The sequence below is a fragment of the Listeria fleischmannii subsp. fleischmannii LU2006-1 genome (assembly GCF_000344175.1).
GTDB classification, from domain to species: Bacteria; Bacillota; Bacilli; order Lactobacillales; family Listeriaceae; genus Listeria; species Listeria fleischmannii.
Map to the genome: position 1 here is coordinate 1 of NZ_ALWW01000007.1, position 23,086 is coordinate 23,086.

21 protein-coding genes are annotated in these 23,086 nt (G+C 37.2%); 7 read left to right on the forward strand and 14 right to left on the reverse strand.

Annotated elements, in window-relative coordinates:
• The first annotated feature begins 196 nt into the window (after window positions 1–196).
• Together LFLEISCH_RS14555 and LFLEISCH_RS03445 are read left to right on the forward strand one after the other, a co-directional pair.
• Window positions 197–550 carry an STAS domain-containing protein gene (locus LFLEISCH_RS14555; protein WP_007473016.1) on the forward strand — a complete coding sequence of 118 codons (354 nt, stop codon included), beginning with the start codon at window positions 197–199 and terminating at the stop codon, window positions 548–550.
• 190 nt (window positions 551–740) lie between these two features.
• A complete protein-coding gene (locus LFLEISCH_RS03445) occupies window positions 741–2,051 on the forward strand; it encodes a right-handed parallel beta-helix repeat-containing protein (RefSeq protein ID WP_007473018.1) in 1,311 nt (436 codons plus the stop codon).
• Here LFLEISCH_RS03445 and yidA read toward each other — a convergent pair.
• From yidA to LFLEISCH_RS03470, 5 genes are all read right to left on the reverse strand, one after another.
• Window positions 2,044–2,847, reverse strand: a complete 804-nt coding sequence (gene yidA, locus LFLEISCH_RS03450; protein ID WP_007473020.1) for a sugar-phosphatase — start codon at window positions 2,845–2,847, stop codon at window positions 2,044–2,046. The genes LFLEISCH_RS03445 and yidA overlap by 8 nt on opposite strands.
• Window positions 2,840–5,179: a helicase C-terminal domain-containing protein gene (locus LFLEISCH_RS03455; protein ID WP_007473021.1), complete on the reverse strand. Its 2,340-nt coding sequence runs from the start codon at window positions 5,177–5,179 to the stop codon at window positions 2,840–2,842. The genes yidA and LFLEISCH_RS03455 overlap by 8 nt, the downstream gene beginning before the upstream one ends.
• A gap of 83 nt (window positions 5,180–5,262) precedes the next feature.
• Window positions 5,263–5,724, reverse strand: a complete 462-nt coding sequence (locus LFLEISCH_RS03460) for an MSCRAMM family protein (RefSeq protein ID WP_007473023.1) — start codon at window positions 5,722–5,724, stop codon at window positions 5,263–5,265.
• The gene (locus LFLEISCH_RS03465; protein WP_007473025.1) at window positions 5,705–7,687 is read right to left on the reverse strand and encodes an MSCRAMM family protein; all 1,983 of its coding nucleotides are present in this window, start codon (window positions 7,685–7,687) and stop codon (window positions 5,705–5,707) included. The genes LFLEISCH_RS03460 and LFLEISCH_RS03465 overlap by 20 nt, the downstream gene beginning before the upstream one ends.
• 446 nt (window positions 7,688–8,133) lie before the next feature.
• On the reverse strand, window positions 8,134–8,781 hold the full coding sequence (locus LFLEISCH_RS03470; RefSeq protein ID WP_007473026.1) for a uracil-DNA glycosylase: 648 nt from the start codon (window positions 8,779–8,781) through the stop codon (window positions 8,134–8,136).
• Window positions 8,782–8,909: 128 nt separating this feature from the next.
• On the opposite strand from LFLEISCH_RS03470, the gene LFLEISCH_RS03475 reads away from it, so the two are divergent.
• Entirely contained in the window at window positions 8,910–10,556 is a 1,647-nt protein-coding gene (locus tag LFLEISCH_RS03475; RefSeq protein ID WP_007473028.1) for a peptide ABC transporter substrate-binding protein, read from the forward strand.
• Window positions 10,557–10,675: 119 nt separating this feature from the next.
• Entirely contained in the window at window positions 10,676–12,184 is a 1,509-nt protein-coding gene (locus LFLEISCH_RS03480) for an IMP dehydrogenase (RefSeq protein WP_007473030.1), read from the forward strand.
• Window positions 12,185–12,423: 239 nt separating this feature from the next.
• On the opposite strand, the gene LFLEISCH_RS03485 is transcribed toward LFLEISCH_RS03480, so the two are convergent.
• The gene (locus LFLEISCH_RS03485; protein ID WP_007473032.1) at window positions 12,424–13,134 is read right to left on the reverse strand and encodes an EAL domain-containing protein; all 711 of its coding nucleotides are present in this window, start codon (window positions 13,132–13,134) and stop codon (window positions 12,424–12,426) included.
• A 155-nt stretch (window positions 13,135–13,289) separates the two neighbouring features.
• Here LFLEISCH_RS03485 and LFLEISCH_RS03490 point away from each other — a divergent pair, with 155 nt between their 5' ends.
• A complete protein-coding gene (locus LFLEISCH_RS03490; protein WP_077907948.1) occupies window positions 13,290–14,426 on the forward strand; it encodes a helix-turn-helix domain-containing protein in 1,137 nt (378 codons plus the stop codon).
• Window positions 14,407–14,823 (forward strand): hypothetical protein, encoded by a 417-nt coding sequence (locus LFLEISCH_RS03495; protein ID WP_040504750.1) that lies wholly within the window; start codon window positions 14,407–14,409, stop codon window positions 14,821–14,823. Before LFLEISCH_RS03490 ends, LFLEISCH_RS03495 begins: the two co-directional genes overlap by 20 nt.
• Here LFLEISCH_RS03495 and LFLEISCH_RS03500 read toward each other — a convergent pair.
• Entirely contained in the window at window positions 14,820–15,554 is a 735-nt protein-coding gene (locus tag LFLEISCH_RS03500; protein WP_007473034.1) for an EAL domain-containing protein, read from the reverse strand. The two genes, LFLEISCH_RS03495 and LFLEISCH_RS03500, sit on opposite strands and share 4 nt — an antisense overlap.
• A gap of 177 nt (window positions 15,555–15,731) precedes the next feature.
• Here LFLEISCH_RS03500 and LFLEISCH_RS03505 point away from each other — a divergent pair, with 177 nt between their 5' ends.
• Window positions 15,732–18,044 carry a bifunctional metallophosphatase/5'-nucleotidase gene (locus tag LFLEISCH_RS03505; RefSeq protein WP_040504753.1) on the forward strand — a complete coding sequence of 771 codons (2,313 nt, stop codon included), beginning with the start codon at window positions 15,732–15,734 and terminating at the stop codon, window positions 18,042–18,044.
• A gap of 37 nt (window positions 18,045–18,081) precedes the next feature.
• Here LFLEISCH_RS03505 and LFLEISCH_RS14560 read toward each other — a convergent pair whose 3' ends face one another.
• From LFLEISCH_RS14560 to LFLEISCH_RS03535, 7 genes are all read right to left on the reverse strand, one after another.
• The gene (locus LFLEISCH_RS14560) at window positions 18,082–18,300 is read right to left on the reverse strand and encodes a hypothetical protein (RefSeq protein WP_007473038.1); all 219 of its coding nucleotides are present in this window, start codon (window positions 18,298–18,300) and stop codon (window positions 18,082–18,084) included.
• A 258-nt stretch (window positions 18,301–18,558) separates the two neighbouring features.
• Complete coding sequence (locus tag LFLEISCH_RS14570) at window positions 18,559–18,861, reverse strand: PAS domain S-box protein (protein ID WP_007473043.1); 303 nt, start codon at window positions 18,859–18,861, stop codon at window positions 18,559–18,561.
• 334 nt (window positions 18,862–19,195) lie between these two features.
• On the reverse strand, window positions 19,196–20,071 hold the full coding sequence (locus tag LFLEISCH_RS03515; protein ID WP_007473044.1) for an acyltransferase family protein: 876 nt from the start codon (window positions 20,069–20,071) through the stop codon (window positions 19,196–19,198).
• Window positions 20,072–20,296: 225 nt separating this feature from the next.
• Window positions 20,297–20,782, reverse strand: coding sequence for a tetratricopeptide repeat protein (locus LFLEISCH_RS03520; protein ID WP_007473047.1), 486 nt, complete (start codon window positions 20,780–20,782; stop codon window positions 20,297–20,299).
• A gap of 19 nt (window positions 20,783–20,801) precedes the next feature.
• A complete protein-coding gene (locus LFLEISCH_RS03525) occupies window positions 20,802–21,233 on the reverse strand; it encodes a universal stress protein (RefSeq protein WP_007473049.1) in 432 nt (143 codons plus the stop codon).
• Window positions 21,234–21,352: 119 nt separating this feature from the next.
• On the reverse strand, window positions 21,353–22,090 hold the full coding sequence (locus tag LFLEISCH_RS03530) for an SDR family oxidoreductase (protein ID WP_007473052.1): 738 nt from the start codon (window positions 22,088–22,090) through the stop codon (window positions 21,353–21,355).
• 26 nt (window positions 22,091–22,116) lie between these two features.
• The gene (locus LFLEISCH_RS03535) at window positions 22,117–22,902 is read right to left on the reverse strand and encodes a glucose-1-dehydrogenase (RefSeq protein ID WP_007473054.1); all 786 of its coding nucleotides are present in this window, start codon (window positions 22,900–22,902) and stop codon (window positions 22,117–22,119) included.
• Between the last annotated feature and the right edge of the window lie 184 nt (window positions 22,903–23,086).

Sequence of the window (23,086 nt, forward strand, 5' to 3'; positions counted from 1 at the left end):
ATGACTTTAGATAAACTACGTTACCAATTTTTAAAATGGGCCGGTTAAATTTGCATATCAAAACAGAATTCTTTTAACTAAAAAAGATTATTATGAGATTGTACATTCCATTAATTTTGCATTTGATATTATCAATGAAAAATTTGCCGACCTTTACTTCACTCAAATTATGCGTCATTTAAGTGCGCAACAAAGTATGATTGAAGAAATTAGTACGCCGATTATTTCTATTACTGATCAAATTGCCATTTTACCACTTGTCGGCCATGTGGATGATGACCGGGCAAAGCATTTGATGGAAACTGCTACAGCTAGGTGTAGCCAGCTTAATATTGACTATTTATGTATCGATTTATCTGCCATTACTACTTTTGAAACGACACTCGTAGAGATGCTTTTTAGTTTAGCCGACGTTTTAAAATTGCTAGGTATTGAACTTGTATTGTCTGGAATTACACCGCAAATGGCTCAACAAATGGTTTTACTTGATACAGATATTGAAATTCCAGCCTATCATTCTTTGAAAGAAGTCTTGCATGAGAAAGTTTAATGAGACACGGAGCATTGGCTCTGTGTTTTTCCTTTTCTACAGGGGTGAATAAGCAGAATTATCTTTCTTTTTTATATAAATTTTCTAAAAATATGAGTAATAAAACAAAAATCGGGGTATAGTGCACAACACACAAAAAATGTTGTTTTTATCATAATTAAATAGCATTTCTCAAAAGGAGGGATTTTTAGTGAAAAAAAATGTCATTCACTACTTTACTTTCTGCCTTGTCAGTCTCCTTGTTGTGTTTATTTTATCCGTGTTTCCAAAGCCTGCCGCTGCTGCTCAAAAGGTCATTTCACTCGAGTCTGTTGTTACGGGGAAAACAGGAAATGTATTCTTAAAAAGTAAAAAAGAAGCTGTTTATACGGTTAGTCAACCCATCAAAAATGTGAAGGTTAATTTAATTGGTCACTCTTCCGGTTCCACTATTAAAGCAAGTTATAATGGTACAGGGAAAAACAATACACCTTACTTGGTTTCCTATACACCAGGCGTTAAGAATATTACAATTAGAAATATTACTTTTGACTTAGCAAAAAAAGGAAGAGGTAGCTTATATTTTTCAAAAGTTCAGAATTTAAAATTATATAATAATTCATTTACAGGTTATTCCAAAAAATATGGTTATTATAAAACAGATAGTTCTGTCTTACTCGAAAACTCAAAAAATATCACTATTGAAAAAAATTCATTTTTAAATAATGGATTTGAATATTCTAATCGTGATGGTGACCTAAACCGGTCCATCACAATACAAGGAAACGCAAGTAACCAAGTGAAACTTTTAAATAATCGTTTCTACAAAGTAAATCAAGCTGTTGTTGCCATGAGTACAGGTATGAATTCTTTCCAAATTAAAGGAAATCGGTTTGAACAAGTAGTCGATAACGCTTTATATCTGCTTAAAATCGGGCGTGCGGACATTACAAATAACACCTTCCTTAACTCCGCTGATGAAGGGATTGTGATTTCAGGCGGAACGTTTAATATTTATAGCAATAAAGCAACCAATATTCGAAATAAATTTTTAGCGATTGACGGCACTGCAAAATCAGTAGACTTTGCCTATAATAATGTTGTCACAAACCTTTCATCTAAACAAAGTCGCCCAAGCGCCATTACTTGGAGACCGGGACGAGAAAAATCACTTGTCACTAAAATGACGATTCGAAATAACACGTTTAACTTAGATACAGCCCCCAGCAATTACGATGTTTTCCCTCTTGGCAATGTCAAAACATTTACATTCACAAACAATAAAGTCATCTTACAGAAGCTAGCTACGTACCAAAAATTATTCGCCTTTAAGGGACGGGCCACCATTCAATCCGCAAACTTCACTAAAAACACCATCACCGCTAGGCAGAAAAATGGTATTTCCACAAAATCCATTTTTATTCGAGAAGATGCAGCCAATTTTACACCTATTAAAAAATTAACAATTAAATCTACTCCATTTAAAGGACAACTACCAAAAAAATATAAATATACTAAATAAATTGCTGTAGAGCAAAAGCAACACCATCTTCATTATTTGTTTTTGTAACAAATGTCGCCAATTTTTTCACCTTATCGGTCGCATTTCCCATCGCAACGGCAGTGCCTGCAAACTCCATCATCGAAAGATCATTTTCAGCATCGCCTAAACATAAAACCTCATCTGCTGTTAATTGAAGTTTTTCCGAAAGCATTGCTAGCGCTGTACCTTTACTCACATTTTTATGTAAAAATTCAAGATTATAAGGGACGCTACGCACAATATAGTATGCTTCTTTCAATTGATTTGGTAATTTCTCCATGACTTCCACGATTTTTTCCGGATAATCTAGTAACATTATTTTAGGAATACGCATCGAATTCGCTACTTCTTCGACAGGCTTGTAATAAAGCGGCGTTTGTAGAAGTAGCGAATCTTGACATGTTAAAATTGAAATTTCCTTATGTGGTACATACATATTACCCGCATCAAAATAAGTTACATGGGCACCGAGTGAGTCACTAAATGTAAAAACTTTTTGCAAATCATCCTTTGTAAGCGTCGTCTCCACAATCGTTTCTCGCGTTTTCGTACTTAACGTAATGGCCCCGTTCATCGTGATAGCCATATCCTCATCATGAAATAAATCTAGTTCCGTCAAACTTTTTTCAATGCCCGAAAGCGGCCGCCCAGTACATAAAACAACTTTTACATTTTTTTTGCGAAGACGAACTATAGCATCTCGCACGCCAGGCGTAATTTCATGGTCATCATTTAACAATGTTCCGTCAATATCAATTGCAACTAATTTAATCATTTATTTCCTCCTGTTTTTGCCAAAAAGTGAATAATTCTTCAGCTAATTGTTTTGAGTTTCGAACAAACATCAGATTGCGCCAATGCGCCGGGAGTTCATTTCGGTATCTCGTCTCCTGAAAGCGGCTATCCATTAAAAGTATGACGCCCTTGTCGGTGCTACTCCTTATGAGACGCCCTGCAGCTTGCAATACTTTATTCAAACCTGGAATTTGATACGCATAATAAAAACCATGCTTTGATTTTTGATCATAATAATCTCGCATTAAATTTTGCATCGTAGAAGGCTCTGCTAAACCAACGCCTACAATCCCAGCGCCAATTAAACGCGTCCCTTTTAAATCCACCCCTTCTGAAAAAATTCCACCTAGTATAGCAAACCCAATCATCTTTCGGTCAACTTGAAACTCCTTTAAAAAAGCTTCACGTGCCTCCTCATCCATGTCCCTAGATTGCTTTATAACGCTGATGTTAGGATATTGTTCTATAAACCGGTTATAAACTTCCTCCATATAACTATACGACGGAAAAAACAATAAATAGTTTCCCGATTTCGCCTCCATCATCATGTGGATACACTCGATTATTTTTTCATAGCTAGACGGCCTGACTTGATAACGGGTGTGGATGTAAGTAGGTGAAATGATTTTGACGTTTTTTTCAGGAAAAGGAGACCGAAATGACAATTTACTCGTATCTTTTTCCCCTCCAAGCAACTCGCTATAATAATTTAACGGACTTAAGGTTGCCGAAAACAAAACGCTCGCTCGCCCAAAATCCAATTTTTCTCGTAAAAGGCTAGATGGATCAATACAAACTTGCGTTATTTTAGTATCCTTCCCAGTTTCAATTAGCGTGCTATAATTTTCGCCATAAAATTCGGCTATTTTCGTATAATGAGAAGCTTCGAAAAACAATTCAAGAACTAATGATTGATTTTCTTTTTCCACATTTCGAGGTAACCATTCTTTTGCAATTTCAACCAATTCCACAACAATTGCATTCAAGCTTTCAGCTGCCTCTTTTTGAACAAAAACTTTTGTATCTTTATCGCAGAGCTTGCGAAGCTTAATAAGCTCTCGATTTAAACGGCTTACGACTTGATAGAGATTTGTATCATTTTTATTGATACTTTTTTTCACTTGTAAAACAAGCGCTTTTGAGAGCGTTGCTGAATACATCATTTTAGAACGATCTACTAAATTATGTGCTTCATCAATTAAAAAAGCAAAGTTTTCCTTGTTTTCAATAAAAAAACGTCTTAAATATACTTTAGGATCGAACAAATAGTTATAATCACATATAATCATATCACAAAAAAGTGCCACATCGAGTGATAATTCGAATGGACAAACCGTATATTTTTTCCCGTAAGCTTCCAGTATTTCCCGGGAAATAGTTTGCTCATGTCGCATTAAATCGAACAAACAATCATTAATTCGGTTATAGTAGCCTTTAGCATACTGGCAAAAATCAGGTTCACAGCGCCTTTCATCTAAAAAACATATTTTGTCCTTAGCCGTTATCGTAACCGCACGCAAATTTATTTTCTGCCGCCTTAGTTCTATAACTGCATCCTCTGCTACTTGGCGCGTAATGGTTTTTGCCGTTAGATAGAAAATTTTATCTATTTTATTTTCACTCATTGCTTTTAAAGTTGGGAATAACGTTGAGATTGTTTTACCTATTCCGGTTGGAGCCTCACAAAATAGCGTGTCATTATTATAAATAGTTCGATAAACCGCTATCGCTAATTCTCTCTGGCCTTTCCGATACGTTTCAAAAGGAAATTGTAGTTTTTTCAATGAATCTGTTCTTTTTTTTGAAAAAGCAAGTTGTAATGTTACCCAATTAGCGTATTCTTCAATTAGGCTATGAAAAAATGTTTCCATTTCCAAAAAGGTCATCATTCGAGTAAAGCGACTAGTTTCTTTTTCCGAAAGATGATAGTAGGTTAGTTGTAAAGTGACAGTCGCCAATTCCTCTTTTTTCGCATAAAAATAGCCGTAACAGATAACTTGAGCCCAGTGAATGGGATAACCATCATTTGGAATTTCCCCAAGTGGTGTATAAGTTGATTTTATTTCATCAATTACTCTCTGATTAATAATCCCATCAGCTCGCCCGTCAATTTTAAACAAAATATCTTCATATACGTATTCGATTTGAAGTGGAACTTCCTTTTCATAATTTTCACCCGCAGCGTTTTGCAGTTCTTGATGTACTTTTGTACCTATTTGCGCGCGGTCCGCTCCAGCTAATCGCGTGTCGATATCTCCTGTCTTCATCAAAAATTCGACGAGTTTTCGCACTGATAATTTCACTGTATCCATCTTTACACCTCCCTTTATATAGCATAGCACAGAATGTACGTTCGCACAAAAAAGCACTTCCCAAATTGGAAAGTGCTTTTTCATTATTTAGCTTGTTTTTTCTTTAATTCTTTACTTCCCAGATAGATAAGGAATCCACCTACTAAGATAGTTAGCAAAATGGTAACATCCCCAGTTGATGGGAGTTTAGAGTTTGAATTATTATCCCCATTGTTGTTTGTGTTATTCCCATTACCATTCCCGTAATCTTTATCATTATCCGTTTCGTTTGAGGAGTCTTTTTTATTCACTTTCATTACTTTTATCATTTCTACTTGTTCTTTTTCAATTGTAAACTCGACTGGCGTTTCGTCTAATTTGTAACCTTTTGGCGCTTTTGTTTCCACAAAAGCGTATTTTCCTGGCGCTAAATCTTTCACCATAATCTCGCCGTCCTCATTGGTTACAAGATTCGTTTCAATTTCTTTACCATTTGCATCAAGTAATTTGAATTCTGCACCGCTTAGTACTGTTTTTTGGTCATCTTTATCCACTTTTGTAAGCAAAACGGAACCAGTGTTCTTTTTTATTGGTTACAGATAAATTTAGGACTTCACCCTGGGCTTTGTCGATTGTGAAATGAATCGGCGTTTCGTCTAGTAAATAGCCTGCCGGTGCTTTTGTTTCTACAAAAGAGTATTCTCCGGGTTTTAGATTATTTATAAGGATTTTACCGTTAGCATCCGTTACGATATTTTCTTGAATCACGTTGCCGTCACTATCTAGTAGTTTAAATTCCGCACCTGCAAGTAAGATAGCTTCATCTTTTTCATCCGTTTTTGTTAATTCAACGCTACCTGTAATGAGAGTGTTGTCGACCTGAACAATAACTGGTTCTTTCTCATCGCCCGTAATGGTAATGGATTTTGTTTCGCCACTTATTTCATAGCCTTCTGGTGCTTTTGTTTCCACAATAGTATATTGACCTATTTCTAGCGGAATACTCATTAACTCTCCATTTTCATCTGTTGTACCTTCGAAAACTTTATTGCCATCGCTATCTAAAATTTCGAATGTTGCGCCTGGTAAACGTTCTTTTGTTTCTTTATCCACTTTAATGATTTGAACACGTCCATCATATACGACTGTTGTTGCGCTATTTGTATAGAGTTCTTCACCACTAATGTGTAAAATACCGACGTTTGTATATTCATCACCTACAGCTAATGAATCAATATCAACCGCAAATGTAACAGTTTGAGGTGTATCTGCTGTAATTTCTTTTTTGGTTGTTAATTCTAGAATTTTCCCATCCTCTGACACGGTGTAATCAAAGTACTCTGAATTAATACTTGTTACTTCCGTAATGGTCATTTTATCTGGCACAGGGTCAGTAATTTTCACACCTGCCGGAATGCTCACACCAGATTTTACGCCAAATTCCAATTTATACTCTAAATGATTTTCACCGATATTGATTTTAGATTTATTAACACTTTTCTTCAAAGAAAAACTAGTTGCTGATGCTAAAAGTGGTTTAACAGGAAATTCTCTTGTTAAATCATAGCCATCCGCTTTTAGATTGGCAGTATTAATTTGAGTACCCATATCTAAGTTAGTAGATTTAATCGCATATTCTACTAAATATGCTTCACTACTTGAAATATCACCAAAATTGACTACGATTTGTTTTTGCGCTTCATTATAGCTGATTTTATCCGCAAATTGATTCGTCACATAAGAGAATCCAGTTGGCTCATGATTTTCATTAAAACCATTTACCTTCAAAATACGTATATCGGAAACTGTGGTCCCGTCTCCCGTCGCACCCGGAAGACGCTCTGGCGTCGTTAATTCTGTATATTCAGGCAGTGTATCTGTCACAACTACATTGCTCACATTTTTTTGAGAATAGTTGACTGCAAGTAAAAAGCGATTTTTGCTAGGTTGATTGATATCTAACAAACCTACTTCTTTTGATTCATCAAGACTATACTGATACCATTTATAAAATAATTGGTCTGGTTTGTTTTGTTCACCAATAATGGTTACGTCTTTCGAGTCTTGTGTATTCGCATATTCAATTTTAAACGTGCCGCTACCATCTTCTTTAAATAAAGGGGCTACATAGTTAATGGTAACGCCTGCGTGGATGGCTTCGTTTTCGTCCACTTGATCCATATCAATTTTAAGGATGATTTGGTAGTCACCATTCTCATCTTGAATAGTATCAACATATTCAAAAGGAGCTGTTGGGATGACATTATCTGGCTTTAGTTCGTTCGGAGCTGCTACTGTGTTTTTAGGGATTGTTATCACAACATTTCCGTTTGATTCTTGAAAATCCCCCGCGCTACCATTGATTGAAGCCTTGACTTCTACATTTTGTTTCGATTCGATAGGGTCTGGATTTACAGAAATGCTAGTACTAATTGATCGTAAATCTGCATCTGTACCTGCATAGGCTTGAGTTAGTCCAGTTGACACGAGTAAGGTTAACATTAAAAAGATAATTCCAAGTTTTTTCATTTGTGATTCTCCATTCACCTATTATTTTGGTCTGTAAATTTCAATCTTATATATAAAATTAAAACCCTTTAAGCGATGTCCGCTCTTACGTCTCAATATAACATGTGTGGATTTAAGAAAGACGCCATTTTGAAGGATTCTTTATGTACTTTTTCGATTAATTAGCAAATGAAAAAATGTTATTATGACAGTTTCGGATTTTATACAAAAAGAGCACATCCGAGGATGTGCTCTTTTTTCTTAGCTTGTAGAAAAACTCAAAGTTTACGTAAAACAAAACGATTCTCACCAAAATCAGATTGTTCTCAAATGGTGAGATTCTAGACAGAGCCGAGTACCAGAGCGGAGCGTACTCGAGTACGTGAGCACTGGAACGGAGGCACGAACGACGAAGATTGCCGTTTGAGAGCAGTCTGAGAGCACATCCGAGGATGTGCTCTTTTCCATTACCATTTAATTGTATCTTCACCTAGTTCAACTAACGCCTCATTAATTTGACTAAATGGCTTGCTTCCAAAGAAACCTCCATTTGCCGAAAGCGGACTTGGATGTACACCTGTAATAATTTTATGTTTTGGATTTGTAATTAGGGGGATTTTCTTTTTCGCGTCATTTCCCCAAAGCACGAAAACAATTGGTTTGTCGCGCATATTAAGGGTATTAATCACATGGTCTGTAAATGTCTCCCACCCTTTTTTTCGATGAGAGCCTGCTTTCGCGTCTCCATCAACGGTTAAAACGGTGTTAAGTAAAAGTACACCTTGCTCCGCCCAATCTGTTAGGTCACGGTTTGTTCGTTCAATTCCAAGATCCGTTTTCAGTTCCTTGAATATGTTACGCAGCGACGGGGGAAATTTTGCATCACTTGAAGCGACCGAAAAACTAAGGCCGTGCGCTTGATTCTCGCCATGGTAAGGATCCTGGCCTAAAAGAACCACTTTCACTTTTTCAAATGGCGTCAGTTCAAAAGCTCGGTAAATTTCTTCTTTTTTGGGATAAACTTTTTTTTCCTCATAGGCTTTATTAATAAATGTTTCTAATTCTTGAAAATAACTATTTTGACGCTCTTCTTCTATTAATTCAGTCCAGTTCATCTTGTATGCCTCCCTTTTTTATGATTATATCGAAAAAAAGCGCTTTAATCTAGCGGAAAATTAATGTTGACTTATCTTATCGGAATAATTATAATTAATGAATTACGAGGAAAATAGGAGGGCTAGACATGCGTCATTTTAAAAAAGGGATTATCGTACTTTCTGTCATATCTTTCTTACTGCTTACCGCTTGCGGAAATAATGCCGCTGAAGGGGACACCACTAAAAAAGTGAATTTCCTTGAGACGAGCGAACTCTTGACTTTAAATACTACAAATGAAGAAGATTTTACTAGTTTTACCGCGCAAAACCAAGTTTTTGAAGGTTTATATACACTAGATACAAAAGATAATTTTGTTCCAGGCGTCGCAGCTGGAATGCCTGAAATCAGTGAAGATCAAACGGAATACACCATTAAGTTAAAAAAAGAGGCCAAATGGTCCGATGGTTCCCAAGTGACCGCAAACGATTTTGTTTACGCTTGGCAAAGAGCCGTTGACCCAAAAACAGCGCCTGGTTATGCAGCTCTGTTTAAAGATTCCATATTAAATGCTACGGAAATTAATGACGGCAAGCTTAAACCGACCGAACTTTCTGCGACAGCAACAGACGACCATACTCTCAAAATCAAACTTAAAAAACCCGTTCCATATTTTATTTCACTCCTCTCATTTGAGACCTTTTTCCCTCAAAAACAAGCCTTTGTAGAAAAAGCGGGTGATAAATACGGAACTGATGCGGCGCATACGCTGTATAATGGACCCTTTATCATGAAAAAATGGGATGGAAATACGAGTAAAAACTGGACTTACGCTAAAAATGATCATTATTGGGATAAGAAAAAGGTGGAAGTCGATGAAATTCGCGTAAAAGTCGCCAAAGATATTAATGCAGGCGTCAATTTATATGAAACAAAAGAAGCGGACCGCGCGCCGCTCTCCGGTGAGTATGCCAAACAATTTAAAGACCGTGATGACTTTGTTACAGAAAAAGATGCGCTCATTAGCTACTTAAAACTTAACCAAAAGCGAAATGGGCAATTAACGCCGCTCTCAAATAATAATTTGCGACACGCGCTTAATCTGGCAGTTAATAAGAAGCTACTTACAGCTGATGTTTTAGGTGATGGCTCATTTGCAGCAAACGGTTTGCTTCCAAAAGACTTTGTTCAAAATCCAGAAACAGGCGCCGACTTTAGAAGCGATAGTGGGGACCATTTAGTTTATGATGCAAAACGTGCGAAAAGTTTCTATAATAAAGCTCTCGCTGAACTTGGGACGAATAAAATTTCGTTAGAATTACTTGGCGACGACCAAGACACCACAAAAACCATTTTTGTCTTTTTAAAAGACCAACTTGAAAAAACATTGCCCGGCTTAACGATTCAGATTAAAACTATGCCTGCAAAAGCCGCATCTGAACTAACGCGTACGGGAGATTATGATTTATCACTCGCAGCTTGGATGCCAGATTTTAAAGATCCGTGGACTTATAGCAGCTTATTCTTATCCGATTACTACAATAATTCCATGAGCTACCATAGTGAAAAATACGATAAACTAGTGCGTTCAACAGATGCTGAACTTGCTAGTAAGCCACTCGAGCGTTGGAATGCTTTTATTGCTTCTGAAAAAGTTCTTTTAGATGATGATGCAGCTATTTTACCGCTTTATCAACATCAAACGGCGGTTCTGCAAAATAAAAATATATCTGGTGTTCAAAAACACGCTTTTGGGTCACCCTATAGTTATAAATTTATAAAATTGTCCAACTAAGCGAGACTCCTCTTTTAAAATCATTTTATTTTAAATAAATCTATTTTTGCCGTTGACTTTCGACGCACTTCTTGAAATAATTAAAGTATTTTATAATATGATTTGAAGGAGTGTTCGCATTGGCATTTTATTTTAACGAACCATCTCGTACGTTTAGTGAGTTTTTGCTTGTCCCTGGTTATTCCTCTAAAGAGTGCGTGCCAAAAGACGTGAGTTTAAAAACACCCATCGTAAAATTCAGACGCGGAGAAACTTCTGCAATTACCATGAATATTCCACTTGTCTCGGCCATTATGCAAGCTGTTTCGGACGACAATATGGGAATTGCGCTCGCTAAAGAAGGTGGCGTTTCGTTTATATACGGTTCGCAGTCGATTGAAAGTGAAGCACGCATGGTTAAGCGCGTCAAAAACCACAAGGCTGGCTTTGTCATTAGCGACTCAAATATTCGCCCTGATCAAACTTTACAAGATGTCTTAGACTTAAAAGAAGAAAGTGGCCACTCCACAATGGCGGTCACAGAAGACGGAACTCCTCACGGTAAACTTTTAGGTGTTGTGACAAGCCGCGATTACCGGGTGACTCGTATGGCTAAAACGGAGCTCGTACGTGACTTCATGACTCCGTTCGATAAATTAATTACGGCAAGCGATACTACAAGCTTGAAAGAAGCAAACAACATCATTTGGGAGCACAAACTGAACGCTCTTCCACTTGTAGACAAAAACGAACATCTCGCCTACTTCGTTTTCCGAAAAGACTATGACTCAAATAAAGAGAATACACTAGAACTTTTGGATGAAAACAAGCGATATGTGGTCGGTGCCGGAATTAATACGCGTGACTATGAGGAAAGAGTGCCCGCATTAGTAGAAGCTGGTGCTGACATTTTATGTATCGATTCCTCAGAGGGTTTCTCTGAATGGCAAAAAATAACGCTTGATTTTATCCGAGAAAAATACGGCGATTCCGTAAAAGTGGGCGCCGGAAATGTTGTTGACCGTGACGGCTTCCGATTTCTCGCAGAAGCTGGCGCCGATTTTATCAAAGTAGGTGTTGGCGGTGGCTCAATTTGTATTACGCGCGAACAAAAAGGAATCGGTCGCGGGCAAGCAACTGCAGTAATTGATGTGGCCCGCGCCCGCGATGAATATTTTGAGGAAACCGGCATTTATATCCCAATTTGTTCAGACGGCGGTATCGTTTACGACTATCATATGACGCTCGCGCTCGCGATGGGTGCAGACTTCATCATGCTAGGTCGCTACTTCTCACGCTTTGATGAAAGCCCAACTAACAAAGTCAATTTAAACGGCACCTATATGAAAGAATACTGGGGCGAGGGAGCTAACCGCGCTCGTAACTGGCAACGTTATGACATGGGTGGCGACAAGAAATTGTCCTTTGAAGAAGGCGTTGATTCCTACGTGCCTTATGCCGGCTCGTTAAAAGACAATGTGGCGATTAGCTTGAACAAAGTACGTTCAACCATGTGCAATTGCGGCGCACTAAACATCCCTGAACTTCAGCAAAAAGCTAAAATCACGCTTGTTTCAGCGACTTCCATCGTAGAAGGCGGCGCCCATGACGTCGTTGTAAAAGATGCAAGTAACAATTTAATGCAATAACAAAAAAAGAGTAGATGGCTATCTACTCTTTTTTGTTGAAAAACTCCAAGTTTATGCAAAACAAAACGATTCTCGCCAAAATCAGACTGCTGACAAATGGTGAGATTCTAGGCAAATCCGAGTACCGGAGCAGAGCGTACTCGAGTACGTGAGCACCGGAACGGAGGGTTTAACAACGAAGATTGCCGTTTGTCAGCAGTCTGAGAGTAGATGGCTATCTACTCTTTTTACTATATTGATTATGAAACGTACTGATTAATTAATGCCGGTTCATCTAGTAAGAAACCTTGTTGTAAATGTAAACCCATTTCTCTAAGTTGACGCGAGGAAGCCGCTTGGTCTACATTTTCTAAAATGATATGCATATTATTTTGTCTCGCATAGCTTGCCCATGCTTCAATAAAAAGTGCCATACTACTAAGTTCAAAATTTTTAAGTGAAACTTTAATCCCGTTAATCAGTGGTAAGTAATAATTAGTTCTCTCTAAACAATTAATCCCACAACCCACATCGTCTAAAATAATATTATAGCCCATTTTTTTCAAATGAGATAGCTTCCCGTATAAAAAAGCGTCCAATTCATTTGCTGTTAAATGCGATTTATAAAATGGAATTTTTAGCAGATCTTCTGTTATCTCTATTGTAATTAAATCTTTGTACACCCGTAGACTCTCAAACATTTTTATGGTTTCTAAATAAAACAGTTGATTGGAATTGATATTTAAGGAAACTTTTGCATAATCTAATTTCTTTAGTACTTTTGCAATTTCTAGTTTTAGCCAATCAATAAAAATCGGATATCGTTCCTCCAATTCTTCGCTTTGGAAAAAGTTACTTGGAAACACCCATTTTTCACCATCAAATTTTCTAAGAAGCAATTCATACATGACGATTTCATCTCTATTTGTATCATGGATGGCTTGTGCAAATAAACAATAGTTATTAAACATCGTATGCCCCTTCCTTTGTTTTTAACGATACCTTTATTTTATCTTGTTCTAGCGATTATAATAATCAGCATCCTTCATTTAAAAAGAGGAATTTTGCAAAAACCTATTTTATTTTCACCTAAAATGGGTAAAGTGAATAGACGAAAGGGGTTTAAATGATGAAAATAGGTCTTGATATATTTGATCAAACATTAGCAAAAGAATGGGAAATTTTTCTAATTCTAAGACACGAAGATCGTTTTTTTACAACAGAAGAATTAAGCGCCACAACAAATTTAACCATCTCACAAGTTCTTAAAATTGTGACTAAATTAATAAATGACTTGGAAGATTTCGGGACAGATACAATGGAAGTTGTTTTTTCTAAAGGAAAAGGCGCCCGTTTTGTCGCCAAAGAGCTTCAAACCAATCCACGTAAATTTTTAATTTTTTTAGTGGAAGAAACTTTAGGGTTTAAACTTCTTAAATCTATTCTGAATGAGGATTATGTTTCCACATCTAATTTTGCATATGAAAATTTTGTAAGTGACTCAACCGTTCGAAGACAATTAAATAAATTTCGTGATAACCTACATAAGTTTGATTTAGAAATCACACGAAGCGATGCCCTGCTTTCTGGTAACGAGAAACAAGCCCGCTTATTTTTAAATATGATTTTGTGGCGTATTTATGCAGGCGAAGGATGGCCATTTGAAGCGGTCAATGAACTTCATATCGACTATTTAGCGACCAATATTTTAAAAGAATCCGGCCTTTCCCTAACGCCTATTCAAAAACGACAACTCATGTTTTTCTTAGCCATCGGGATTATACGACGACGCAACCACCACTATGTCGAATTTGAGGCATCGTGGGGCGAGTTAACGGATAACAATGAGGCTTATACGTATTTTAAAGACCACATTCGGCCGTTCACATCTTTTATTGATGATTATCCAGGCGAAGTCGCGCTACTTTTTTTCCTTTTAATCATTCAAAGTGAAAATCTTGAAGTTATCCAAATTCTTTATTCCAATTTTGAGGAGAACAAGAAAAATAATTCTTTTCTTTACCAAGCAACACAAGCCTTCTACGATAATGTTTCACAAGATGTTAAAACGATTCCAGAAGACTTAAAAGATGTAATCTTACTTAGCACTTTTTCCTCCCATTTATTCACACATCTTTTTAAGAATTTTTCTACAGATATTAGCGGCTACGATTATTCCGTTATTTTAGATACTGTTTTATCAAAACCCGTTCTTCCAAATTTAAAAAAAGAACATTTTAAGCATGATTCGAAGCCTTTATAATGAAACGAAATTAGATTTATTTTTAGAAGAAGACTATCTTGTCACAAAATACGCACTCATTTTAACTTTAATAAAGGCGCAAACGTATTTTGAACCCGTTATTAAAATTAAAATCTCAACGGATCTCCCTTTATTAATCAACTTACGCCTTCAAGAGCGCATTAATAATTTATTTGGAAATAGTTATCGTTTAGAATTTTTGAATGCCACTAATCCTGACCATGGGGACGTTTTACTTACGAATATTTCCTTGCCACGAGAGACGAAAGATTATGAGAAAGTAAATATTGTTTATATCAACCGCAATTTAACTGTACGTAATATTATTATTTTAAGTAATGTTTTATTCGATATTTCAAAGCAAAAAACAACAAAAGAAATCTCTAGTTCCGACTAGAGATTTCTTTTGTTGATTGGTTTTGGCCTTCCAAAATAGTAGCCTTGAAAATAATCTACACTCATCGCGCGTAAAATGGCGATTTCTTTTTCATCTTCTACGCCCTCGACCACAACCAGACAACCGAGATCATGGCTTAGATTGATAATGGCACGCAGAATAATGCGCTGTCGCTCGTTCGTTTTAATTAAAGAAATGGAGCTTCGATCGGTTTTGACATAATCAACTGGGAGCGACTGTAAATACGAAAGCGAGCTGTATCCTTGTCCAAAATCGTCTAGGCTTACTTTCACGCCTAGGCTTTTTAGTTTCATTAAGTTGTGACAAGCAGCTTCAAGACGAGTAATTTCGAGCCGTTCGACAATTTCAAGGTTTAAGGCTTCCGGATAACGCATATCCTTTTTCACTTGTTCATATAAGGCATCCATGTAGGCGTCATTTGTCACGTCCCCTGAAGGAATATTGACAGAAATGGGATATTTCCCCTCCAGTTCATCAATTTGCTTCATCACTGTGCTTAAAACGAAGTGCTGCATGTCTCTTGCCGCGTAAAGATGGACTACTTCGCGAAAAAATTCTGCCGGAGCTAAAATCCCCTTTTTAGTTTGAAGTCGTACCAATGCTTCATAGCCTACTATTTCTTCCGTCTTGGCATCTACTTTTGGTTGGTAATAGACTAGATAGGCCACATCCCGTATCGCTTCCATAATTTCACTTGTCGAAATCACCACTTTATCGCTTCCTTTCGTGTCTATTTTACTCTAAAAACTTTGTTTATTGAAATAAATAACAAAAATTGACCAAATCTTTATAATTTTAGGTTGTTGGTTTGTTTTGGCTTTGTTAAAATGAGTGTAAGCGTGATTGCGTTAGCGCTTACAAATCGCCTTGTGCGGAAAAGGGAGAGTATGATTGTGAAAAAAATAAGAAAAAAAGTATCACACGTTTTACTCGCAGCAGGCTTAGTACTCAGTTTTAGTTTACCTGTAACATTAACACACGCGGAGGCAAAAGACCCAAATATTCCTGTTCAACTTTTAGGGATTAATGATTTTCATGGCGCACTAAATACTACGTCAAAAGATGTTAATGGTGCCGCGATTGGGGGAGCTGATTATCTTTCCGCTAACCTTGACCAAGCAGAAGCCGAGTTTATTACGGCTAATCAAAGTGCCACAAGCGCCAATTCACTTCGCGTACAAGCTGGTGATATGGTAGGCGCTAGTCCAGCTGTTTCAGGTCTTCTTCAAGATGAACCCACAATGAAAGTTTTAAATGAAATGAATTTTAAAATTGGAACGCTTGGGAACCACGAATTCGACGAGGGATTACCTGAATATAAGCGTATACTAGACGGCGTTTCAACTGACAAATTTGGTCCCATTGTTGAAAATTATCCTCGCGTAAAAAGCGATATGCAAATTGTTGCCGCGAACGTGGTGGATAAAGGAACATCTACTGTGGCAGAAGGATTTAAACCTTATGTGATTCAAGAAATCGGCGGTGTAAAAGTTGGTTTCATCGGTATCGTCACGACGGAAATCCCAAATCTTGTTTTAGCCAACTACATAAAAAATTATGACTTTTTAAATGAAGCTGATACAGTCGTTAAATATTCTAAGATTCTTCGTGACCAAGGTGTGAATGCTATTGTTGTCTTATCACACGTTCCAGCGATAACATCCGGCAATCCAACCAATCAAACGGACCAAACTGTCTCAGGTGATGCACAAGCGATGATGGAAGCGGTCAATCAAAAAGATAAAGACAATTCCGTCGACATCGTTTTAGCAGGCCATAACCACCAATATACAAACGGTGTAGTTGGAAAAACACGCATCGTCCAAAGTTACAATAACGGTAAGGCTTTTTCAAATATCACAGGCGAACTTGACCCGGAAACAGGCGATTTTGTAAGTACTCCAAGTGCTAAAATCGAATATAATTATCGTACAGGAACGCCTGATGCGAAAATTGCTGCTATCACACAAGATGCCTCAGACCGTATTGCTTCCACGATTACGGAGCCGATTGGAAAAACGGCAAATGGAACGATTTCACGAGAAACGAATTTGGAAGGCGCACCTGTTGATACGAAAGAATCTGCACTTGGCAATTTAATTACCGACGCCCAGCGCTATATGGCGAAAAAAGCTGGTGTAGATGCCGATTTTGCGATGACAAATAACGGCGGAATCCGCGCTGATCTTATCACCTCAACTAATAATGAAATCACATGGGGCGCGGCTCAGGCCGTACAACCATTTGGCAATATTTTACAAGTTGTCAAAATGAACGGTCAAACGATTCTCGAAGCGCTAAACCAACAATATGGCAATGATGAAAAGTACTTCTTACAAATTTCTGGCTTAAAGTATACGTATACGGACACAAATGACTTAGACCAAGCCTATCGTGTAGTAAGTGCCACAACAAACGACGGTACCCCTCTAGACCCAAACAAAGAGTACACCGTCATCATTAACGACTTCTTATACGGCGGGGGCGATGGTTTCCAAGCTTTCACAAAAGGACAGCTCGTCTCAGCCATCGATCCAGATACCGAAACATTTATCAACTACATTAAAGAGCAAACGGCGGCTGGTAAAGTGATTACAGCGGAAAAAGAAGGACGTAAAACATATAAAACAGCCGCACAGCTTGAGGAAGAAGCCATTTCGGCCATTAAAACAAGTACAAAATTCAATCCTTTAGCTGAAAAGGATAAAACTTTTTCTGGCGTGACAGTGCCAAATGCGAGCATCTCCGTCCAAAAAGGCACGGAAGAGCAAACAAAAGGCCTTCGCGTAGCGGCAAATTTAACTACAACCGCTGATGAAAATGGCGCCTTCCAAATTGACGTCTCATCCTTAAACTTAAAGGCTCATGATACGCTTTCCGTAACTGTGACCGACACAAACGGTTACAGCTCACCGTTTAGCGTGGCCGTTCTTGCAACAGAAACAGATCCAGGAAACGGCAACGAAACGCCTACGCCTGAACCCCCAACGACAGGTGGCGACGGCAATCAAACGGTAACGCCAAGCCCTGAAAAGCTTACTAAAACGCCCGTTAAAACTGGCACAAATACAGCAGCTGCAAAAAACAAAGAAACACCATCCGGCAAACTACCCGAAACAGGTGACCTAGTTAGCCTAGCATCCCTCATTGGGATAGTTTTAACAGGAACTTCCATTTACATTCTTCGTCGCAAATCTTAATACAAATAAGCCGCGGCCGATAAGGCCACGGCTTATTTTATTTAATTTCAATTTTCAAATCATGAAGTGCTTGGTGAACAGTTGCATAAAACTTAATATCTTTTTGCCAAAAATCATCCGCAGACCATTCCTGTACTAGTTTGGCGTTAAGACCCGTCACAATAACTTGAATGCCCAAAAGTTGCAATTGCTGGCAGAACGCATGTATAGCTTGAATAAAACCATCATAGCCTTTTTGTTGTGCCTGTAAAATCAAATAGTAATGTTTCTACTTCTTTATCGTATAGCCATTGACTACTTTTTTCACATAATAAATCAAAACTATCTCTTCCTACATACCCACTAACAGGCAAAATAGCAATTTCATGGTTCAAAAGAATAGTCGGGGGCTTTAACAATTCAATAATTTCCTCAGAACGACGAACTTCTTTTTGGAGTCGAACAACATCCGTCACATCTTTTTGAGTACCAAAATAATATAAATGATTATTTTCATCCCAAATCGGTTGAATAGTTAATTCATTATAAAAAGATTCCCCATTTTTTTATAATTTTTTAAAATTTGGGTTGTGCTTTTCTCGTTTCGAATAGCGTCTGAAATTTGTTTCAAACTTTCAACGTTTGTGTCCGGTCCTTGTAAAAAAGACCCATTTTTACCAATTATTTCGTCTTTTGAATACCCCGTTAGCTTTTCAAAAGAATGATTCACAAACACAAATGGCGCGCCTTTAATGGTTGGATCTGCAATGATGACGGACGAAGGCGATAAGCGTAACGCTTTGTACATAATACTGGCCGAAATCGGATAATCTTCCATTTCACAAGCCCCTTCATCCCTTACTTTAAACTATTTTATTCAAAAAGTGAATGTTTTTTTACATTTCAGACTCATTTTCATAAAAAATACCCCTTCGTTTGAAAGGGTATTTGAAATATAATCTAACTTAATCGAGCCACATACGCATTAAGCGTTCCACGTTCTCTTCTAAAAGCAATATATCTTCCAATAACTAAGTAGGTCCCAACAATAACAAGCGATTTAATTAGAATGTATACCCACGAGGCATCATAAAAGTTAAGCATTTTCGCTATTGTGTCAAAGCCTAGTAGTAAGAAATATTGAGAAGCTAATACAAATAAGGTGCTTTGTCCTAAATCAACAAATATATTTTTTGATTAAGATATGGAACCATTTTTATAAAATATAGCATGCTGAAACTACCAAAAAGAGCTATAACTACAAATACAATATAGTTTGGTGTAATCATATTATCATATAAGGTGCTGTACATAGGGTTAAAAATCATGTTCACAATAAGTAGCACGACCCCTATAATAGCTGTAATTAGCGCCGCTTTTGAATCCAAAAATTGACGATTAGCTTTTAATTGAACACCGCCATAATAAAAGATGACGCTGGAAAAGATAACATTTAGGCCCATAGGATAAACTTCTTGAGTTGAGGATAAAAACCCTCCGATTAAAAAGCAAATACTCACTAGAATCAACTGAATTTTAAATGGACAACGTAGAATGAAGTACATTAATAATTCAAGCCAGAATAAAACAACTAAGAACCATAGCGGCGAATTCCAACCTACTGTACCATTTAAATAAAATAGCTGTTGGATTGTTTCAATTAAACTGTAACGAAATTGATGGGTAGTTAAATACGTAAAGCCGTTTATAAAAAGAATAGAGATAATCTGATAAATAAAATACGGTAAAATAAGACGCTTTAGCTTTACTTTACTATAACTCGCAAAATTCTTTTGTAGATTTTTATTCGAAAACAAAAAGCCTGTTATAAGAAAGAAAAGTGGCATATGAAAAGAGTAAATAAATACAACAGCCGAAGATCCAAGTTCCTCAAAGAACGGCTGTAATTCATGACCGAGAATAACTAAAATCATTGCGATTCCTTTAGCACTGTCTAGCCAATTCATTCTCGAACCAAAACTCTGACTTATGTTTTTTTCAGAATTATTATTTCCTAAAAGTGAACGATTTGCAGTAATTGATTTCATGTCTCAACCTCAATCTTTATTTTTAGCATATAATGCAGTTTAGCATTTCAAAATAGCCCATTCAACAGAACAAAGTGACAAACTTTCTAAAATCTAAGCTTTTAAGTGAACGTTTTGTTACAATTTATTTTATTGCTTTTAAAGCGCGATAAATTGATGACCAGACACTTTTTTTGAGCACACAAAAACCCGCTTATATATAGCGGGTTTTTGCTTAAAATATGATTATTTCCACGTTTTATCCAATTTATCTGCATAAAATGTAATGGCTTTTTTATATGCGACAATGGAGTCGTCTTTTGAACTTTCAGCTAGTAAATGAAGAAGAATTTCCATACCTTCTGCGTAGCGCTCTAAGTTGTAGAGTACCATAGCATAAAAAACACTAAGAGCATGGTTATACGGAAATTGTTGCCTTCCTTTTTGAATAGTCCGCTCAGCTGCTTGGTACTTTCCTAAAGCGCGGTACGTACTCCCTAAACCTAGATACGCCTCGGCTAAGTCTGGCCCTTCTAAACCATTTTCGATAGCTTTTTCGTAAAAGCTAGTAGCTTCCCCTTCTTTTTCTAAAACATCAAAGCTCCAGGCAACTTGGTATAAAATATAAGGGTCATAGGGATTTTTTTCAAGTAGCTTAAGCAGTAATTGATTGGATTTTTCCAAGTCATTGTTTTCTCTATAAAACAGTGCTTCCTCTAGCAACTTCTTCATTATTCCACACCCTTTTTGGTTATTTGACTAGGACGTCACACGGCGCATGTTTCGTCACATAAGTTGCGGTTTGACCTAAAACAACGCGTTCAATAAGATTTTTTTCCGTTTTCCCTAAAATAATAAGGTCTATAACGTGTTCTGTGGCGTATTGGACGATGCATTTATTTGCATTTCCTTCCAAAACTACCTTTTCGATGTGATGTTTCGTATGTGCATTTTCGGCTAGTTGATTCAAGTAATTTTCAGCCAAAAGTTCAAATTCATCTACTTCTGGTAAAATTTGGTACTGCGGTGATAAGTAAAATTCCTGATCATTCGGTATCGCCTGATCAATCACAGATAATAGGGTAATTTTTGCGGTTTCCTTATATTTTAAGGCTTCTAAAAAAGCTTCATACGCTGCTTTCGAACCGTCTACTGCTACTAAAATATTATTTTTTTCTGTCATTAAATTTCTCTCCTGCCTCCAAATAGTATTGTTTTTTTGAGTATAACTGAATTTCGGATGAGACTCCACTCATTTGGCGGCATAACAAAAGCGGCCATTTGGTTAAATGGCCGCTTTTGTTATGCTTGTTTTGAAGGTAATATGGTAATTTCATTGACACCGACACTTTCATCTTGCGATAAGGCGTATAAAACGGACTCGGCTATCGTTTCTGGTAGTATCGCCACTTTATAAAATTCTTCCCAGTCATGCTTATTTTTTTCAGAAGTAATCGTGTTTAAAAGCCCTGTACTAATAGCTCCTGGGTATAAAATGGTTGTTTTAATATTGGTACCTTCTGCGATTGATTCTTGGCGTATCCCCTCCACAATCGCTTTTACGGCAAATTTAGTTCCGCAATAAACAGCATCGCCCGGGAAGATTTTTTTGCCTGCTATGGAGCTTGTGACAACAATATGACCGCTTTTTTGATTTGTAAATTCAGGAAAGACTGCGGCCACTCCATTTAGCACGCCTTTAATATTAATATCAATCATATCGTTCCATTCGTCTAATTTTAATTCACTTACATTTGAAGCGGGCATAATTCCCGCATTAGCGAATAATACATCTACGCGATTATATTTATTTAATGTCATACGTATGACATTTTCCATATCGAAAGTAGATCTCACGTCCCCTACTACATAGCCACAGTTATCATGGCCCAGTTCCGAAACAAGTTCCTCTAGTTGTTCTTTTCGCCTTGCAAATAACATCACTTTGGCACCTTTTGATACTAACAGCCTAGCTGTTTCCTTACCTATTCCAGATGATGCACCTGTTATGACAACCACTTTATCTTGAATATTTTTCATGTCCTCACTCCTTTAATATGTTAACTTTAACCTTGACCACCTTGGAATGAAGGATATAAAGTCATCCCACCGTCCACAAAAAGCGTCACACCCGTCACATAGCTTGATTCATCTGATGCAAGCCAAGCTGCCGCTGCGGCCACTTCTTTTGGATCACCAATTCTTTTCATCGGTACCATTTTCACCGTATTCGCTAATTTTTCGGGGTCAGCAAATTTAGCCGCATTAATTGGCGTATTAATAGCACCTGGTCCGATATTATTGATTCGAATATTTTTGTCGGCATACTCCATTGCCACGGTCTCTGTAAATTGTTTAACGCCACCTTTTGAAGCGGCATAATGCGCGAAGGTGGGCCACGGAATTTTTTCATGTACAGAGGAAATATTAATGATACTTCCCGCTTTATTTTTTTCTAAAAAATGGTTTAAGGCGGCTTTTGTTCCTAGAAAAACGCCTGTTAAGTTGACGTTAATCACGCGCTCCCAGTCTTCTAAGGATAATTCATGCGTGGAGTGTTGGTTCTCCATACCGGCATTATTTATCCATAAATCAATTCCGCCGAACTTTGAAATCGCAAAATCAATCATTTTTTGAACGCCTTCTTCGCTGCCAACATCTGCTTGGATAATCGCGCTACGTCCACCTGCTTCTTCTACCTTTTCAGCAGCTTCTAGTGCGCCTTTTTTATCAGAATTATAGTTAACGACAACATTCATACCTTCTTGCCCAAGTCGTTCTGAAATGGCGGTTCCAATTCCTTTCGAGCCGCCCGTTATAACAGCCACTTTTTGTATTAATTCTTTGTACATATGATTGCCTCCTTTAGAAGTTTATGACACTTTATTTTTAGTGTAACGTGTCACTTTTTTCTTTATCACATTTTGATTTCTTTAAAACGCCAATTCCCTAGAAAGTCTGGTTTTAGTCTTAAACAACATAAGTAACCGTTTTCGCAAGTGATTTTGAAGTATTAAATCTAAAATTTTGACGAAA

Bases quoted from the DNA above. Each gene is read 5' to 3' on its own strand.
- LFLEISCH_RS03520 (WP_007473047.1), bottom strand. From the start codon at position 20,782: ATGAAGAAGTTGCTAGAGGAAGCACTGTTTTATAGAGAAAACAATGAC.
- LFLEISCH_RS03515 (WP_007473044.1), bottom strand. From the start codon at position 20,071: ATGAAATCAATTACTGCAAATCGTTCACTTTTAGGAAATAATAATTCT.
- LFLEISCH_RS14555 (WP_007473016.1), top strand. From the start codon at position 197: ATGATTGAAGAAATTAGTACGCCGATTATTTCTATTACTGATCAAATT.
- LFLEISCH_RS03465 (WP_007473025.1), bottom strand. From the start codon at position 7,687: ATGAAAAAACTTGGAATTATCTTTTTAATGTTAACCTTACTCGTGTCA.
- LFLEISCH_RS03490 (WP_077907948.1), top strand. From the start codon at position 13,290: ATGATGAAAATAGGTCTTGATATATTTGATCAAACATTAGCAAAAGAA.
- LFLEISCH_RS03505 (WP_040504753.1), top strand. From the start codon at position 15,732: ATGATTGTGAAAAAAATAAGAAAAAAAGTATCACACGTTTTACTCGCA.
- LFLEISCH_RS03525 (WP_007473049.1), bottom strand. From the start codon at position 21,233: ATGACAGAAAAAAATAATATTTTAGTAGCAGTAGACGGTTCGAAAGCA.
- LFLEISCH_RS03530 (WP_007473052.1), bottom strand. From the start codon at position 22,090: ATGAAAAATATTCAAGATAAAGTGGTTGTCATAACAGGTGCATCATCT.
- LFLEISCH_RS03475 (WP_007473028.1), top strand. From the start codon at position 8,910: ATGCGTCATTTTAAAAAAGGGATTATCGTACTTTCTGTCATATCTTTC.
- LFLEISCH_RS03455 (WP_007473021.1), bottom strand. From the start codon at position 5,179: ATGGATACAGTGAAATTATCAGTGCGAAAACTCGTCGAATTTTTGATG.
- LFLEISCH_RS03495 (WP_040504750.1), top strand. From the start codon at position 14,407: ATGATTCGAAGCCTTTATAATGAAACGAAATTAGATTTATTTTTAGAA.
- LFLEISCH_RS03470 (WP_007473026.1), bottom strand. From the start codon at position 8,781: ATGAACTGGACTGAATTAATAGAAGAAGAGCGTCAAAATAGTTATTTT.
- LFLEISCH_RS14570 (WP_007473043.1), bottom strand. From the start codon at position 18,861: ATGGAAGATTATCCGATTTCGGCCAGTATTATGTACAAAGCGTTACGC.
- LFLEISCH_RS03485 (WP_007473032.1), bottom strand. From the start codon at position 13,134: ATGTTTAATAACTATTGTTTATTTGCACAAGCCATCCATGATACAAAT.
- yidA (WP_007473020.1), bottom strand. From the start codon at position 2,847: ATGATTAAATTAGTTGCAATTGATATTGACGGAACATTGTTAAATGAT.
- LFLEISCH_RS03535 (WP_007473054.1), bottom strand. From the start codon at position 22,902: ATGTACAAAGAATTAATACAAAAAGTGGCTGTTATAACGGGCGGCTCG.